The following is a 14944-nucleotide window of genomic DNA, read 5'->3' as shown; positions in this document are numbered from 1 at the left end:
GCCGCGCCACGGGAGAACGTTGCGTCACAAAGCGAGGGCGGTCCGCGCGGACATCGTCGGGTGGACGGCGGCCCGCTCCGGGGGGCACTAGGGGGTGACAGGCGCGTGACATAGAATGTGTCGTGTGTCCCCGACACCCTCTCCCCTGCTGCGCAACCGGTTGGATGTGCACGACCGGAAGCAGTTCGAGCTCAAGCTCGAGTATCAGCCCTCTGGATCCGATGACGAGACGCGCTATCTCGTGGAGACGTACGTCTTCCTGCCGGCGAGTCTGAACATCGACTCGGAGACATACCCGCGCTCGGACTTCTACGCGGACATCCACAACTACGTGCGCTTCAAGACGCCGGTGCTGAGCCTCGAGGAGTTGCGCTTCTCGGAGGGCTCGCCGCTGATGCGGCTGGAGGCCGGGCTGCGCACGGGGCTCGTGGGCGAGGACGCTCTCATCTATCAGGCGAAGCTCCTGTCCTGCGTCTTCCGTGGAGCCCTGCGGCGCTTCGCCCAGGACGTGGAGTCCCTGTGCGAGGCGGGGCGCGAGGCGCCTCCCGGGTGTGCGCGGATGGAGAGCGACGCGCTGACGACGCGCGACCATGTGCGGGAAATCCTGGAGCGCTTTCGCGCATGGGCGCGGGGGGCCAACCTCCACGGCTTGCAGGACAAGACGCGCGCCTCCATCCGTCTGGTGGACGAGTACCTGAGCCTCACGGTGGAGCAGTTCCTGCGCAAGGCCGTGGCGGACATGGCCGCGCTGCCCCGCTCGGGCGTCTCCTTCGAGCTGCGCAAGGCGTTGATGGACGAGGTGTTGCTCGAGGAGCAGTACCGGCGCGCCCATCAACTGCGCTCGGTCATCAGCCCCACGGGGGACAACGAGGAGTACATCCACCGCTTTGGTTTCTTGAAGAAGTTCTGCATGAACATCCTCTTCCTGTCGGCGCGCCGGGCGCAGAAGCGCCAGAGCTGGGAAGAGGTGCTGTTCGCGCTCGCCGCGGGCGTGGCCATGACGTTCGCCTCGGCGGTGGCCTTCTGGGCGCAGGTGCGCTTCACCCAGGCGAGCCTCAACTTCTTCCTCATCATGATCGTGGGCTACATGATGAAGGACCGCATCAAGGAGGGCATGCGCCGCATCTTCAGTCAGGTGGCGGCGCGGCACTTGTATGATCGCACGGCGCGCATCGTGGAGCCGGTGACGGGCAGGAGCCTGGGCTCGTGCGAGGAGAAGGTGGACTATGGGCGCGCGGTGCGGGTGCCCGCCGAGCTGGCGGCGCTGCGCGTCCGGGATGACCTGGTCACCGCGTCCCAGGGCGAGTTGTCCGAGACGGTGTTGCGCTACCAGAAGCAGGTGGTGCTGGACGTGAAGCTCCTGCCGCGCACCGAGCGGGGCGTGAGCGGCATCACGGACATCATCCGCATCAACGTGGAGCGCTTCCTGCGCGACATGGACGAGCCGGACTACGCGCTGGAGTACGTGGACCTGGAGAACTTCTCCGTGGGGCGGGTGCGCGGCACCAAGAGCTACCAGGTGGACCTGGCCTTCCGCTTCATCGTCGAGGAGGCGGGGCAGGAGCGGGTCTCCCTGCACCTGGTGCGGCTGGTGCTGGACCGCAACGGCATCAAGCGGATGATGCGCCTGTACCCGGAGGAGCAGCCCCCTCGGCCCGAGCCCATCCGCTCGGCCGCCTGAGTGGTGGATTTCCCGGACGCCGGGCCGCCGGGTGCCCTATAGAGAGGGCATGGCTTCGGACCTCAAGACCCGGGTGCGCGAAGGGTGGCAGCAGGCCCTGCGTGACATCCTGGAGCGCTCACGCTCGCTCGGCTCCCAGGCGGTGCTCGCCTTCGATCTGGACTCCACCCTCTTCGACAACAGGCCCCGGCAGGCGCGAATCCTGCGCGAGTTCGGCCTGTCCGTGGCGCACGAGAAGCTGCGCCTGTGCGAGCCCCATCATTGGGACAGCGGCTTCGACATGCGTGGGGCCATGCGCAAGTGTGGCTTGTCGGAGGAGGAGGTGGAGGCCCACTACGAGGCGGCCCGGACTTTCTGGCTGGAGCGCTTCTTCACGAGCGACTACTGCGTGGACGACGCCACCATCCAGGGCGCCGCGGCCTTCACCTGCGCGGTGGTGGCCTCGGGGGCGCATCTGGTCTACGTGACGGGCCGCCACGAGGGCATGCGCGCGGGAACCGAGGACTGCATGCGCCGCCATGGTCTGGCGCAGCCCGATGGCGAGCGGGTCCACCTGTTGATGAAGCCGAACGCGCGCGACGACGACGATGCCTTCAAGCGTGAAGCCCATGCCCGTCTGGGGGAGTGGGGCACCGTGGTGGCCGCCTTCGACAACGAGCCCACCCATGCCAATGACTACTTGCGCCGATTCCCGGGGGCGCGGGTCATCCATCTCGCGACGGACCATTCCGGCCGGCCCGTGACGCTTCTGGATGGCATTGTTTCAGTGCCGCATTTCTCCCACGATTCTTGACGCGGCGCGGCTGAACCCAGATTCTCGGAGTAGTTCCTTCAACGGGCAGACAAAAGCCCTTGCAGTCCCCTTGCCGCGCGCTATGTGAGGCGCTTGGCGTCCGCCGCCCCAAGTGAGGGGGCGGTCTCAACTGTACGGAGGAGTGGCGGTGGCCAGCGCTTACTCGAAAGACCTGCTGTTGACGATGTATCGGAAGATGTACCTCATGCGCCGCTTCGAGGAGCGCACCCAGCAGCAGTACGGCCTGGGGAAGATCGCCGGCTTCTGCCACCTCTATATCGGGCAGGAAGCGGTGGCCGCGGGTGTCAACGAGGCCATCCGCCCGGATGACTACATGCTGTCGGGCTATCGCGATCACGCCCAGCCGCTCGCGCGCGGCTCGCATGCGGGCATGATCATGGCGGAGCTCTTCGGCCGCACCGGTGGCTACAGCAAGGGCAAGGGCGGCTCGATGCATGTCTTCGACATCGAGCACCACTTCTACGGAGGCTACGGCATCGTGGGCGGGCAGATTCCGCTCGCCGCGGGCATGGCCTTCGCCAGCCGCTATCGCAACGAGGACCGCATCACCGTGTGCTACTTCGGTGACGCCGCGGCCAACCAGGGCGCCTTCCACGAGACGTTCAACATGGCGGCCAAGTGGAAGCTGCCCGTGCTCTACATCTGCGAGAACAACCGCTACGGCATGGGCACGGCCATCGCGCGCGTGTCGGCGGAGCCGGAGATCCACAAGCGCGGCGCGGCCTACAACATGCGCCACGAGGCCGTGGACGGCATGGACGCGCTGAAGGTGTACGACGCGGTGAAGGACGCGGCCGCCTACATCCGCGCCGGCAAGGGCCCGGTGCTCATGGAGGCCAACACCTACCGCTTCCGCGGTCACTCGGTGGTGGACCCCGCCAACTACCGCTCCAAGCAGGAGGTGGAGGACGAGCGCAAGAACGACCCCATCCCCCGCCTGATGGCCTACGCCATCAAGCAGAAGCTGGCGAAGGAGGCCGACTTCGAGGCCATCGAGGCCGAGGTGAAGGAGCAGGTGGACGAGGCGGTGAAGTTCGCCGACGAGTCGCCCGAGCCCCACCTGGACGAGCTGTGGCGCGACACCATCGTGGAGGAGGGCGAGGAGGACGTGCGTCCCCGCGAGCGCGTGCTGGGCGTGAAGGTGGACAAGTGGCCGTCGTATCCCTCGGGCAAGGATCTCAAGGTGACGTGGGATCTGGAGCCGCGCGAGCAGGCCGAGAAGGCCGACAAGGCCGCTGGCTTGAAGTGAAGCGCGGGTTCTCCCTCTGGTTTGACTGACTATTTTCGCATTCGGAGCCAACAATGGCCGAGTTGATGTACCGCGAGGCGCTGAATCAGGCGCTCTCCGAGGAGATGGAGCGCGACGCCAACGTCTTCCTGATCGGTGAGGAAGTGGGTCGCTATCAGGGCGCCTTCAAGGTGTCCCAGGGCCTCTTGGACAAGTTCGGGAGCGCGCGCATCATCGACGCGCCCATCTCCGAGCTGGGCTTCACGGGATTGGGCGTGGGCGCGGCCATGGTCGGCCTGCGTCCGGTGGTGGAGATGATGACGTGGAACTTCGCCATCCTGGCGATGGACCAGATCGTCAACAACGCGGCGAAGCTGCGGCACATGTCGGGTGGCCAGCTGCGCTGCCCCATCGTGTTCCGCGGTCCCGGTGGCGCGGGAGGCCGGCTCTCCAGTCAGCACAGCCAGGCGCTGGAGTCCACCTACGCCCACTTCCCGGGCCTCAAGGTGATCGCCCCCGCCACCCCGGCGGATGCCAAGGGCATGCTCAAGGCCGCCATCCGGGACGACAACCCCGTCGTCATGTTCGAGGGCGAGCGCCTCTATGCGCTCAAGGGCGAGGTGCCCGAGGGCGAGCACGTCGTGCCGCTCGGCAAGGCGGACGTGAAGCGCGAGGGCAAGGACGTCACCGTCATCACCTGGTCGCGCATGTACTACTTCTGCGAGGAGGCCGCCAAGCAGCTGGAGGCCGAGGGCATCTCCGTGGAGATCCTCGATCTGCGCACGCTGCGCCCGCTGGACGAGGAGGCCATCCTCGCGTCCGTGCGCAAGACCAACCGCGCCGTGATCGTGGAGGAAGGCTGGCCGCTGGCCGGCGTGGGCGCGCAGGTGGTGGACATCATCCAGTCCAAGGCCTTCGATGAACTGGACGCGCCCGTGCTGCGCGTGACGGGCCTGGACGTGAACATGTCCTATGCGGCGAACCTGGAGAACGCGATCCAGCCGGACGCGCCCAAGATCATCGCCGCCGTGAAGAAGGTCCTCTACCGCGAGGGAGCCTGAGACCGTATGGCTACGCCCATCCAGATGCCCTCTCTGTCTCCGACGATGAAGGAGGGCAAGATCGTCAAGTGGCTCAAGAAGGAGGGCGACAAGGTCACCTCTGGCGAAGCGATCGCCGAGTGCGAGACCGACAAGTCGAACCTCGAGATCGAGGCCTACGATGACGGCATCCTGTTGAAGATCCTCGTCGCCGAGGGCGAGATGGCCACCGTGGGTGCGCCCATCGCGATGCTCGGCGCCAAGGGGGAGAAGGCCGAGGCTCCCAAGAGCGCGGCGCCCAAGGCCGAGGCACCCAAGGCCGAGCCGAAGAAGACCGAGGCCCCCAAGGCCGAGGCGGCCCAGCCCGCCGCGTCGGGCGGTGGGGATGACGGCATCGCCATCGCCATGCCCTCGATGTCTCCGACGATGACCGAGGGCAAGATCGTCAAGTGGCTCAAGAAGGAGGGGGACAAGATCTCCTCCGGCCAGGCGATCGCCGAGGTGGAGACGGACAAGTCCAACCTCGAGGTCGAGGCCTACGACGACGGCGTGCTCGCCCGGATCGTGGTGCAGGAAGGCCAGACGGCCAAGGTGGGCGCGCCCATCGCGTTCCTGGCGGGCAAGGGTGGGGCGAAGGCCGCTCCGGCTCCCGCCGCCGCTCCCGCCGAGGCCAAGGCGCCTGCCTCCAAGCCGGCCACCACCGAGGCCCCCAAGGCCAAGGCTCCCGTGTCCACGCCTGGAGGCCGTCTGCGCGCCAGTCCGCTGGCGAAGAAGATCGCCCAGGAGAAGGGCCTGGATCTGTCGCAGATCCAGGGTTCGGGTCCGCTTGGCCGCATCGTCAAGCGTGACGTCGAGGCGGCGCGGAGCCAGGCTCCGGCGCCCGCCGAGGCCGCGCGCGGAAAGCCGGCCGCCGCGGCGGCTCCGGGCGTGCGTCCCGAGCCGAAGGCCGTGCCCGTCTCCACCATGCGCAAGGTCATCAGCCAGCGCATGGCCGAGGTGAAGCCCGGGGTGCCCCACTTCTACCTGTCGGTGGATGTGGAGATGGACGCCGCGCTGAAGATCCGCGAGGAGGCCAAGGCCCTCGAGTCCAAGGTCTCGGTCAACGACATCATCGTGAAGGCGTCGGCGATGGCGCTGCGCCGCTACCCGAAGATGAACGTGGCGCTGCAGGGCGACTCCATCCTGCACTTCGAGTCGGTGGATGTCGGCATCGCGGTGGCGATCGAGGACGGCCTCATCACCCCCATCATCCGCGACGCGGACAAGAAGGGGCTGTCGGCCATCTCCGCCGAGGCGCGTGATCTGGCGGAGCGGGCTCGCAAGCGCGCGCTCAAGCCGGCGGAGTACACGGGCGGCTCGCTGACGGTGTCCAACCTGGGCATGTACGGCATCGACTCGTTCATCGCCGTCATCAACCCGCCCCAGGCGGCCATCCTCGCGGTGGGCTCCGTCTCGGACAAGGTCGTGGTGCGCGACGGGCAGATGGTGATCCGCAAGGTGATGACGGTGACGCTCTCGGGCGACCACCGCGTCATCGACGGGGCCATCGGCGCCGAGTACCTGCGGGAGCTCAAGGCGCTGCTCGAGCACCCCATGCGGTTGCTGTTCTAGTCTCCTCCTGGCGGGCCGCCGTACCGGGCGGCCCGCCCCGGAGAGGGCGGTGCACTACTCGCGCACCTTCTCCGACTCCTCCACCTCGTGCTCCAGCTCGCGCTGGGCTTCGGTGACATCGGCCTGATCCGCGCGCCGGGTGCCGGTGGGGAGTTCCGTCTCCTTGTCCTCCGAGCGGCCCGGGATGCCGGGCCATGGCTGGGGGCGGGTCGCCCCCACGTGCTTGATGTTCTCCGTATACCCCTGGTTTTTCTTCGTCATCTCGTCCTCCTCGTGCGGTGTGGGAGTGCCCGAATAGGATGGGGGCCGGCATCGGGAGCGGACAGGGAAGGGAAGCGAAGCGTCCGGTGGCTTGCTCCCCTGCTTGCTGGGGAGATACCGAGGAAGAACGCGCTCTCCTGCACCGAATGGATTACCTTCAGCCCGTGAGCGACGACGATATGAAACCCACTTCTCCAGATGAGTTGGCGGATGACGCGGCGCTGACGCAGGCGCTCAATGGGGCCGTCTTCCCTCTGTCCTGCCGTCAACTCGTCTGGCTGGCCCGGGAGAATGATGCTCCGGCGCCTCTGTTGTCCCGCCTGAGTGCCCTCGCCAGTGGCTCGTTCGACTCGTTGGCCTCGGTGCGGACCGCGCTGGAACCCCAGGTGCGGGGGGCCGAACGGGCCGTGGACACACTGCCTTCTTCCCCGTCCCACCGCTGAGCCATTCCCAGGTAGGCTGGAGACCGGACAGGGTGCTGCCCCCCAGGGCCGTGCACCGTTGTGCCGTGAAACACGGCCCATCGGGTTTGGCGCGCGACGTGGTATCTCTTGGGGAGTGGGCGCAGTGGGTTGGAAGGGTGGGTGTGTGCTGGTCGGCCTGGCCCAGAGAGGAACTCCATGAATCCGTCTGACCTCCCCGCCGTCCTCTATGTCGACGACGACGCGCTCAACCTGAGGGTGTTCGAGGCGAACTTCGGCCAGAAGTTCCGCATCTTCCGTTGCTCGACCCCGGCAGAAGCGCTGACGCTGCTAGAGCAGAAGCGCAACGAGATTGGCGTCATCCTCTCGGATCAGCGCATGCCGGGGATGACGGGCGTGGAACTGCTGGAGCGCGCACGCACGCTCGCGCCGGACGCCAAGCGCATGCTGGTCACGGCCTACTCGGACATGCAGGCGGTGATCGACGCGGTGAACCGGGGTCAGGTCAGCCGCTACTTCGTCAAGCCGTGGGATCGGGCCGAGGTGCTCGCCGCGCTCGAGGACGGTCTGCGGATCGCCCGCTTGGAGCTGCGCATCCGCGAGGTGGAAGGGCGGATGATGAAGGCCGAGCGTCTGGCCACGCTGGGCCAGGTGACGACCGGTATCGCGCACGAGCTGATGGGCCCGGTGGGCTACCTGTCCCAGAACGTGGCCTCGCTGCGCCGGGATCTCGAGTGCGTGGTGCAGTACGCCTCCAAGCACCTGGCGTCGGACCCCTCGCCGGAGGTGGCGAGTGTGCTGGAGGATCTGCCCTCGCTGCTGACGGATCTCGCGTCGGGCGCGGATCACCTGCGGGGCGTGGCGCTGGGTCTGCGGGCCCAGGCACGAGGGGAGGACATGGAGACCTCGGCGGACGTGGCCGAGGTGGTGTCCTTCGCGGTGAAGCTGGCGCGCGCGGAAGTGCGTGATCGCGCCCGCATCACCACCATGGGCGAGCCGGTGAAGGTGTCGTTCGGTCCGGTGAAGCTGTGCCAGGTGCTGCTCAATCTCATCGTCAACGCGGCCCAGGCCATGGAAGGCACGGGTCGGCCGGGTCGCATCGAGGTGCGCTGGTCGTCGCGGGAGCAGGACGTGGTGCTCAGCGTGACGGACAACGGCTGTGGCATCGCGCAGGAACTGCAGGAGAAGGTCTTCCAGCCGCTCTTCACCACCAAGCCGGTGGGCATTGGCACGGGCCTGGGTCTGTCCATCTGCAAGGAGCTGGTGGTGCAGTCCGGCGGCGCCGTGCGCCTGTCGTCGACGCAAGGCTCGGGGACCGAGGTGGAGCTCACGCTCCGGCGAGCCCCGCCCCCCTGAGCCCGAAGGCGTTGTGCAGGAGGCGCCAGACGCGGAACAGCGCTTCCTTCTCCCCCGGCCCGATGTGATCCACCATCACCTCGCGGCGGGTTCGCGTCTCGCCTTCGCGCCACACCACCACCAGCGCGAAGTGTCCGGTGGCCCGCTCCACGACCTCCACCGCGGAGACGTCGTCGAAAGGAATCCACTCCCGGCGGGTGGCCCCGGGCGCCCAGCGCAACCGTTCCATCCGTAGCCGCTCGGAGCGGAAGTGCAGCACGAAGCGGCGCCGTCCGAGCCGGCCCTCCAGCCGCAACGCCACGCCCACCAGCGCCGCGGAGGCCAGCCCCAACAGCAGGGGAATGAGCGTGGCCGCCGCGTCCCTGCCTCCCGCCAGCAGTCCCCCCATGGAGACCACCGCGAGCACGGTGGCCAGTGTCATGGCCAGCGCCGGACGCCGCCGGTGCCAGACGGACGGGGATTGGGACTCCCCCAGCAGACGGCCAGGCTCATAGCGCAGCCATACGTCTCCCAGCCGACGCGGAGCGGGGTTCTCTTCCAATGCTTCCGTGAAGCTCGCCACGTCAGCAACATAAGTCCCCCCCGGCGCTGCTCGAAGTCCGTTGCGAGCTGTGCGATTCTCCAATGCATGGACCTCCCCTTCGAGACGGACGAGGGCGGCGCGGGTGAGGGGCGTGGCGGAACCCTCGCTTCGACCGTGCTGGTCGTGGATGACGAGCCCGTGGTTCGGGACGTGTGTGCGCGGCTGTTGGCGCGTGAGTCGGACCTGGTGGTGAGCCTGGCCGAGGACGCCGAGCAGGCCCTGGAGATGCTGCGCGGGCAGCGCTTCGACGTGCTCATCACCGACAAGAACCTGCCCGGCATGGGCGGTGTGGAGCTGATCGCCGAGGCCCGGGCGCTCCAGCCCTCGTTGGAGGCGGTGATGATCACGGGCTACTCCAGCTCGGAGTCGGTGATCGCCGCCTTCGCCGCGGGGGCGAGCGACTACATCCTCAAGCCCTTCGAGGACTTGCGGCTGGTGCGCGCCAAGGTCCGCGCCGCGCTGGAGCGGCGGGCGGGCCGCATCAAGGGCCGGGAACAGGCACGCCGCGTGGCGCGCGAGGCGGCCGAGTTGCTGCAGGCGGGTGGACAGGCCTCGGCCGCGGCACGCCAGCAGATGGAGGCGCAGCTGCGCGCCTACGAGCTCGCCAGCCGCGTGGCGCCGGGAGGGCAGGTGGCGGTGGTGGGCAGTGCCGCGGCGCTGCGCGCCTTGCTGGACGAGGGCCTGGAGGCGGTCCCCCTTCCTCCGGACTCGCCCGCGCTGCTGGGCGCGGCCGTGGTGGTGCTCGAGACGGGCGCGCCCGGCTGGTGGGAAATCGCCGAGCGCCTGCAGTCGGCGTCCTCGGATCTCGTCCTGCTGGCCGGGCCCAACGCGGACCTGGCGGACCTGCTGGACGCCATCACCCTGCGCCTGGAGTTGGTGGGCTTCGGCTCCTCGTCACCGCGGGCCCTGCCGGAGCGGGTGCGCACGTTGTTGATGCGCCGCAACCTCCAGCGCGCCCAGAGCAACCTGGCCTCGGCCCTGACGGCCTTTCGCGAGAGCCTCGGGAGCGGTGGACGCTGAGCCCGGGAGGGGGGCCGGGTGTTCCCGGCCCCGCGGAGCCCGCAAAAGCGAAACGCCCGCTTCTCCGAGGAGAAACGGGCGCTTCGGTGTGACCCTGCCGGGATTCGAACCCGAGTTTGAGCCGTGAGAGGGCTCCGTCCTAACCGCTAGACGACAGGGCCGTGAAACAGAGCGTCCAACTTCCCTGAAAGCTGAACGTCTTCGCTGCGAGTGACCCTGCCGGGATTCGAACCCGAGTTTGAGCCGTGAGAGGGCTCCGTCCTAACCGCTAGACGACAGGGCCGGTTTGAAACCGGGAACTGCGAGCTGGGGAACTAGGATTCGAACCTAGATAAGCAGAGTCAGAGTCTGCTGTCCTGCCGTTAGACGATTCCCCAAGAACCGCTGTGCCGCCACTCCGTACCGCAACCACTTCGCCACTTCAACTACCTTTTTTCGAACCGTCCGTCTACCGCGACTTCTTCCCGGACTTCGGTTCCGGCTTCTTCACCGGCTTGTTGCCACTGCCCGGCGCTGACTGCAAGGGAACAACGTAGAGCCGAACTTCGTCATTCGCCTCGTAGATGTTCAGCCCCTCGAAATTCTTCCCCGAGGGGTTGCTGATGTGGACCGCCTTGACGCCCGGCTGGTTGACGATGGCTCGCCGGGGGTACGAACTCACTGGATAGACCGTCTTGTAATACTCCAGCGTCTTCTCGAAATCTCCCGGCGCCCGATACCTGTTCTCGCCCACCTTCTGCGAGCCATCGGGGAGTTGCGCCCCGCTCACCACCTCCGCCGCCGCCACCGCCGTCCACAGGGCCGCCACCACCGCCCCGAGCGGGCGCGCCTTATAGAAAAGGCCCTTCCGGCTGTCAAGCACTCGTGTCATCGGCCCGGAACAATAGGGCCCAGGCTCGGAGGTGTCCACTCCAACCTGGGCCCCCGCGGACTTCAGGGCCGGGCGAGCGCCGCGTCCAGGCGATGGAGCGTCTCCTCGCGGCCGAGCAGTTCCAGCGTCTCGCCAATGCCCGGGCTCACCGTGCCGCCCGTGACCGCCACGCGCACTGGCTGGGCGACCTTGCCCATGCCCACCGCGGCCTGCTCGCTCACCTTCTTCACCACCTCATCCAGCGAGGCGGCGCTCCACTCGGGCAGCGCGGCGGCCTGCTCGCGCACCTGGGTGAGCAGGGGCTTGGACTCGGCCGTCAGGTGCTTGGCCGCGGCCTTCTCCTCCAGCGTCACGCCGTGCTGGAAGTACTTGAGCGCCATGTCGGCCATCTCCTGCTGCGTCTTGGCCCGCTCGCGGAAGGCGAGCACCACCCGCTCGAGCCGGGGATCTCCCGACTTGATCTGCACGCCCTTGGCCACGAGGAAATCGGCCAGGGTGGCCGCCACCACCGCCGGGGCCAGCAGCTTGAGCCACTGCTGGTTGAGCCACTGCAGCTTCTCCGGGTTCCACACGCCGGAGGTCGTGCCCACGTGGTCGAAATCGAACCATTCGATCATCTGCTCGCGCGAGATGACCTCGTCGTTGCCGTGGCTCCAGCCCAGGCGGACGACGAAGTTGAGCAATGCCTCGGGCAGGATGCCGTTGCGCTTGTGCAGCATCACGTCCGCCTCGGGGTGCTTGCGCTTGGACAGCTTCTCGCGGTCCGGTCCGAGGATGAGCGGGAAGTGGGCGAACTCGGGAGGCTTCCAGCCCAGCGCCTGGTAGAGCATCAACTGGGGGAAGGTGGAGTTGACGTGCTCCTGGCCGCGTCCCACCAGGGTGATGTCCATGGTGTGGTCATCGATGACGCAGCCGTAGTTGTAGAGGGGGATGCCGTCCGCGCGCAGCATCACCCAGTCATCCAGGTCCGAGTACGCCTTGGTGATGGGCCCGAGCGCCTTGTCGTCGAACGTCACCTCGCCCTCCTGCGAGGGCATCTTGAAGCGGATGACCGCGGTGCGACCCGGGGGGGCTTCCTTCAGGTCGCGGCAGGTGCCCTCGTATTTGTACGTGCCGGGCTTGCCCGTGGCCTTCTCCACGGCGGCGCGGCGCGCGTCGATCTCCTCGCGCGTGCAGTAGCAGCGGTAGGCCTTGCCCTCGGCGATGAGTTGCTCGGCGTACTTCTTGTAGAGATCCAGGCGCTGGGTCTGGAAGTAGGGGGCGGCGGAGCCTTCCTTGCCTGGACCCTCGTCCCAGTCGATGCCCAGCCACGTGAGCCCATCGAGGATGGCCTTGACGGACTCGGGAGTGGAGCGCTCCTGATCCGTGTCCTCGATACGCAGGATGAACACGCCACCATTGCGCTTGGCGTAGAGGTAGTTGAACAGGGCGGTGCGGGCGCCCCCGATGTGCAGGTAGCCGGTCGGGGACGGTGCGAATCGGACACGAGGTGCGGAAGCCATAGGTCGGAAGGGCGCGGATAGCAGGAGCGGGCTTGTGTGGTCAACGAACGGCCGGGTTCTGTGCCCCCTCATTCGGGCCAATGCATTAAACTGACGGGCTCCGAGGGCTTCCGCATGACACTGTCCACCGCGCTCCGCGCGCTCCTTCCGGTCGTACTCCTGCTCTGTGTGCCTGCGAGCGCCACCACTCTGCTGAGGGCGGAACTGCCCGAACTGGCCCAATCGGCCGATGCCGTCGTTCACGGCACGGTGCGCCGGGTGGAGAGCCGCTGGAGCGGGGATGGGCGCCGCATCGTCACGGACGTGGAAATCCAGGTGACCGAGGCCCTCAAGGGTCAGCCGGGCAGTACGGTGCTCATCACCCAGCCTGGGGGCCGGGTGGGGGATATCGGTCAGAAGGTGAGTGGCCTCGCCACGTTCGCCCTGGGCGAGGAGGTGGTGGTCTTCCTGTCGCGTCAGGGTCCCCAGGCCTTCCGGGTGTCCGGCATGGCGCAGGGCAAGTACAAGGTCCAGCACCCCGAGGGCGAGCGCCGCGCCATGGCCGTGCCCGAATCCCTGGGTGACACGCTCGTCTTGGACGCGGCCACCCGGCAGCCCGTGGAGCCCTCGTCCCGGAGCCTGCCGCTCGCGGACCTCAAGGCCGCCATCCGGACGGCCCTCGCCCAGCCCGGCACCCAGGAGAAGCGGCCATGATGATCTCCGCCCTGGTGGTCGCGCTCGCGCTCGGGCAGAGCGAGCCCTATGTCCGCAGCCGGGTGACGGCGAGTGACCCGGAGTCCCAGTGCTTGTTCTGGACGGTGCCCACCATCACCTGGCAGCTGAGCAGCGTGGGGAATCCCCAGAGCTCGGACGCGCAGCGGCAGAACGAGTTCCGAGCCATCCGCGACTCCGTGAAGAGCTGGCAGCAGATCTTCGACAGCTGCGGCAACCTGCGCTTCTCCGAGGGCCCGATGGTGGACGACCGCCAGGTGGGCTACGTGATGAAGGGCGACAACCGCAACCTCTTCCTCTTCCGCTCACGGCGGTGCGCGGACGTGGCTCCCGCGGGCGATGCGTGTTGGCGCGAAGACACCTGTGGCAACGCCTACGACTGCTGGGACAGTGATGAGCGGACCATCGCCCTCACGCTCACCACGTACGACGAGAAGTCCGGCATCATCTACGACTCGGATATCCAGCTGAACGCGAGTGGCTTCGTCTTCACCACCTCGGACGGTCCCGCGACCTGTGTCCAGCCGGGGACCGGGACGCCGCTCAACTGCGTGGCCACCGACGTGCAGAACACCATGACGCATGAACTCGGCCATCTGCTCGGGCTGGACCACACCGGGAATCTTTCCTCCGTCATGTACCCTCGGGCCCCCTCGGGAGAGACCTCCAAGCGCATCATCGATCTGGGCTCGCGGGACTTCGTGTGCCTCGCCTACCCGAAGGGCCGACCCAGCCAGAGCTGCTTCACGCCCGCGTTCGACACGGAGGACACGCGGGGCAATGCGCTCGTGCTGGGTCCTCAATCGTCGGGGTGCTCCAGCGCGGGAGCCACGGCCTGGGTGCCCGCGCTGGCCGGCTGGGCGTTGCTCATGGGACGGCGTCGGCGCGGAGGTTCCTGGACGTGACGCGCCCGTTCTCATGGGCCGTCTTCTCGGTGCTCGCGCTTGCCGCGCCGCGCCCGGCGGAAGCGCAGGACTACCGGCGCACCGCGGTGCCCGGCCGGCCCTTCTGCGTCGTCTGGCCAGGCCGGGAGTATCTGTACCGCCTGGATGCCGCCGGCAGCCTCCGCACGCCGGGAGATTCCGAGTTCTCGGCCATCGACGCGGCGGTGGCGTCCTGGCGCGCGGTGTCCAGTACCTGTAGCGACTACGTCTTCACCCGGGGCCCCGACATCCACGAGCCGCAGGTGGGCTACCGTCAGGACGGCGGGGAGAACGAGAACGTCATCACCTTCCGCGAGGTGGACTGCAACGACGTCGTCCCTCCGGATGATCCGTGCATCAAGGCCGATACCTGCGGCAATGCCTATGCCTGTTGGGAGCATGGGGGCGCCACCATCGGTCTCACCACCACCACGTTCAGCTTCCGCACGGGCTACATCCTCGACGCGGACATCGAGTTCAACGCGGCGGGAGCGGGCAGGGGCTTCTTCTTCACCACCGTCGACTCACCGCCGTGCGACGGCGTCCGCGACACCGACTGCGTCGGCACGGACGTGCAGAACACGGTGACCCATGAACTGGGTCACGTGGTGGGCCTGGATCATGTCCCCGAGGTGCCGGGCTCCACCATGGAGCCCACCGCGCACCCGGGCGAGACCCGCAAGCGCGTCATCGACGTGGGCAGCGCCGCGGGCTTCTGTGACGCCTATCCCCGGGGCTTGCCGCCCACCCAGTGCGGCGAGAATCCGGAGGTGGGCCGCCACTTCCAGGCCATCTCGTATGGTCCCTGGGGCGGGTGTGGCACGGTGCCCGGCTCCCTGCTGCCCGTGGCCGCGTTGCTGGGCGTGGGCGTGGTGCGCAGGCGGCGTGAGGGCGGGCATTCTTCACGCCAGTAGGGACACG

The 14944-nt window shown here is 67.9% G+C and carries 15 protein-coding genes and 3 tRNA genes; 11 read left to right on the top strand and 7 right to left on the bottom strand.

Annotated features, from left to right (window positions below; translation table 11 throughout):
- Nucleotides 1-115: 115 nt before the first annotated feature.
- The 5 genes from MEBOL_RS02880 to MEBOL_RS02860 all read left to right on the top strand — a co-directional run bounded on the left by MEBOL_RS02880 (nt 116) and on the right by MEBOL_RS02860 (nt 6374).
- Nucleotides 116-1681, top strand: a complete 1566-nt coding sequence (locus tag MEBOL_RS02880; RefSeq protein ID WP_095975970.1) for a hypothetical protein — start codon at nt 116-118, stop codon at nt 1679-1681.
- Nucleotides 1682-1730: 49 nt separating this feature from the next.
- Nucleotides 1731-2474, top strand: a complete 744-nt coding sequence (locus tag MEBOL_RS02875; RefSeq protein ID WP_095975969.1) for an HAD family hydrolase — start codon at nt 1731-1733, stop codon at nt 2472-2474.
- A 148-nt stretch (nt 2475-2622) separates the two neighbouring features.
- Nucleotides 2623-3744, top strand: a complete 1122-nt coding sequence (pdhA, locus tag MEBOL_RS02870) for a pyruvate dehydrogenase (acetyl-transferring) E1 component subunit alpha (RefSeq protein WP_095975968.1) — start codon at nt 2623-2625, stop codon at nt 3742-3744.
- A gap of 53 nt (nt 3745-3797) precedes the next feature.
- Nucleotides 3798-4784: a pyruvate dehydrogenase complex E1 component subunit beta gene (locus MEBOL_RS02865; RefSeq protein WP_095975967.1), complete on the top strand. Its 987-nt coding sequence runs from the start codon at nt 3798-3800 to the stop codon at nt 4782-4784.
- 6 nt (nt 4785-4790) lie between these two features.
- Nucleotides 4791-6374 carry a pyruvate dehydrogenase complex dihydrolipoamide acetyltransferase gene (locus MEBOL_RS02860; protein WP_095975966.1) on the top strand — a complete coding sequence of 528 codons (1584 nt, stop codon included), beginning with the start codon at nt 4791-4793 and terminating at the stop codon, nt 6372-6374.
- A 54-nt stretch (nt 6375-6428) separates the two neighbouring features.
- Here the strand turns inward: MEBOL_RS02860 and MEBOL_RS02855 are convergent, their stop codons facing one another.
- Nucleotides 6429-6635, bottom strand: coding sequence for a hypothetical protein (locus MEBOL_RS02855; protein WP_095975965.1), 207 nt, complete (start codon nt 6633-6635; stop codon nt 6429-6431).
- Between the two features lie 164 nt (nt 6636-6799).
- On the opposite strand from MEBOL_RS02855, the gene MEBOL_RS02850 reads away from it, so the two are divergent.
- Nucleotides 6800-7078, top strand: coding sequence for a DUF2795 domain-containing protein (locus MEBOL_RS02850; protein ID WP_245919405.1), 279 nt, complete (start codon nt 6800-6802; stop codon nt 7076-7078).
- Between the two features lie 177 nt (nt 7079-7255).
- Nucleotides 7256-8413: a sensor histidine kinase gene (locus tag MEBOL_RS02845; RefSeq protein ID WP_095975963.1), complete on the top strand. Its 1158-nt coding sequence runs from the start codon at nt 7256-7258 to the stop codon at nt 8411-8413.
- On the opposite strand, the gene MEBOL_RS02840 is transcribed toward MEBOL_RS02845, so the two are convergent.
- Nucleotides 8385-8975: a hypothetical protein gene (locus MEBOL_RS02840; RefSeq protein WP_095975962.1), complete on the bottom strand. Its 591-nt coding sequence runs from the start codon at nt 8973-8975 to the stop codon at nt 8385-8387. The two genes, MEBOL_RS02845 and MEBOL_RS02840, sit on opposite strands and share 29 nt — an antisense overlap.
- 66 nt (nt 8976-9041) lie before the next feature.
- Between MEBOL_RS02840 and MEBOL_RS02835 the strand changes: the two genes are divergently transcribed.
- Entirely contained in the window at nt 9042-10016 is a 975-nt protein-coding gene (locus MEBOL_RS02835; RefSeq protein ID WP_095975961.1) for a response regulator transcription factor, read from the top strand.
- 89 nt (nt 10017-10105) lie between these two features.
- Here MEBOL_RS02835 and MEBOL_RS02830 read toward each other — a convergent pair.
- The 5 genes from MEBOL_RS02830 to gltX all read right to left on the bottom strand — a co-directional run bounded on the left by MEBOL_RS02830 (nt 10106) and on the right by gltX (nt 12389).
- Nucleotides 10106-10177: transfer RNA gene (locus MEBOL_RS02830), tRNA-Glu, on the bottom strand.
- A 50-nt stretch (nt 10178-10227) separates the two neighbouring features.
- Nucleotides 10228-10299: transfer RNA gene (locus MEBOL_RS02825), tRNA-Glu, on the bottom strand.
- Nucleotides 10300-10322: 23 nt separating this feature from the next.
- Nucleotides 10323-10393 (bottom strand) — tRNA-Gln (locus MEBOL_RS02820).
- Between the two features lie 71 nt (nt 10394-10464).
- A complete protein-coding gene (locus tag MEBOL_RS02815) occupies nt 10465-10887 on the bottom strand; it encodes a hypothetical protein (RefSeq protein ID WP_095975960.1) in 423 nt (140 codons plus the stop codon).
- 62 nt (nt 10888-10949) lie between these two features.
- The gene (gene gltX / locus MEBOL_RS02810) at nt 10950-12389 is read right to left on the bottom strand and encodes a glutamate--tRNA ligase (RefSeq protein ID WP_095975959.1); all 1440 of its coding nucleotides are present in this window, start codon (nt 12387-12389) and stop codon (nt 10950-10952) included.
- A gap of 114 nt (nt 12390-12503) precedes the next feature.
- On the opposite strand from gltX, the gene MEBOL_RS02805 reads away from it, so the two are divergent.
- Genes MEBOL_RS02805 through MEBOL_RS02795 form a run of 3 tightly spaced genes read left to right on the top strand, consistent with a single transcriptional unit; the run spans nt 12504 to nt 14937 of the window.
- Nucleotides 12504-13082: a hypothetical protein gene (locus MEBOL_RS02805; RefSeq protein WP_095975958.1), complete on the top strand. Its 579-nt coding sequence runs from the start codon at nt 12504-12506 to the stop codon at nt 13080-13082.
- Nucleotides 13079-14005 (top strand): myxosortase-dependent metalloprotease, MXAN_2677/MXAN_2678 family, encoded by a 927-nt coding sequence (locus MEBOL_RS02800; protein ID WP_095975957.1) that lies wholly within the window; start codon nt 13079-13081, stop codon nt 14003-14005. The genes MEBOL_RS02805 and MEBOL_RS02800 overlap by 4 nt, the downstream gene beginning before the upstream one ends.
- Nucleotides 14002-14937, top strand: coding sequence for a myxosortase-dependent metalloprotease, MXAN_2677/MXAN_2678 family (locus MEBOL_RS02795; RefSeq protein ID WP_095975956.1), 936 nt, complete (start codon nt 14002-14004; stop codon nt 14935-14937). The genes MEBOL_RS02800 and MEBOL_RS02795 overlap by 4 nt, the downstream gene beginning before the upstream one ends.
- Nucleotides 14938-14944: the final 7 nt, after the last annotated feature.

The organism is Melittangium boletus DSM 14713, assembly GCF_002305855.1.
GTDB lineage: Bacteria > Myxococcota > Myxococcia > Myxococcales > Myxococcaceae > Cystobacter > Cystobacter boletus.
Note: the sequence above shows the minus strand (reverse complement) of the source record. Positions and strands in the feature narration are given on the sequence as shown.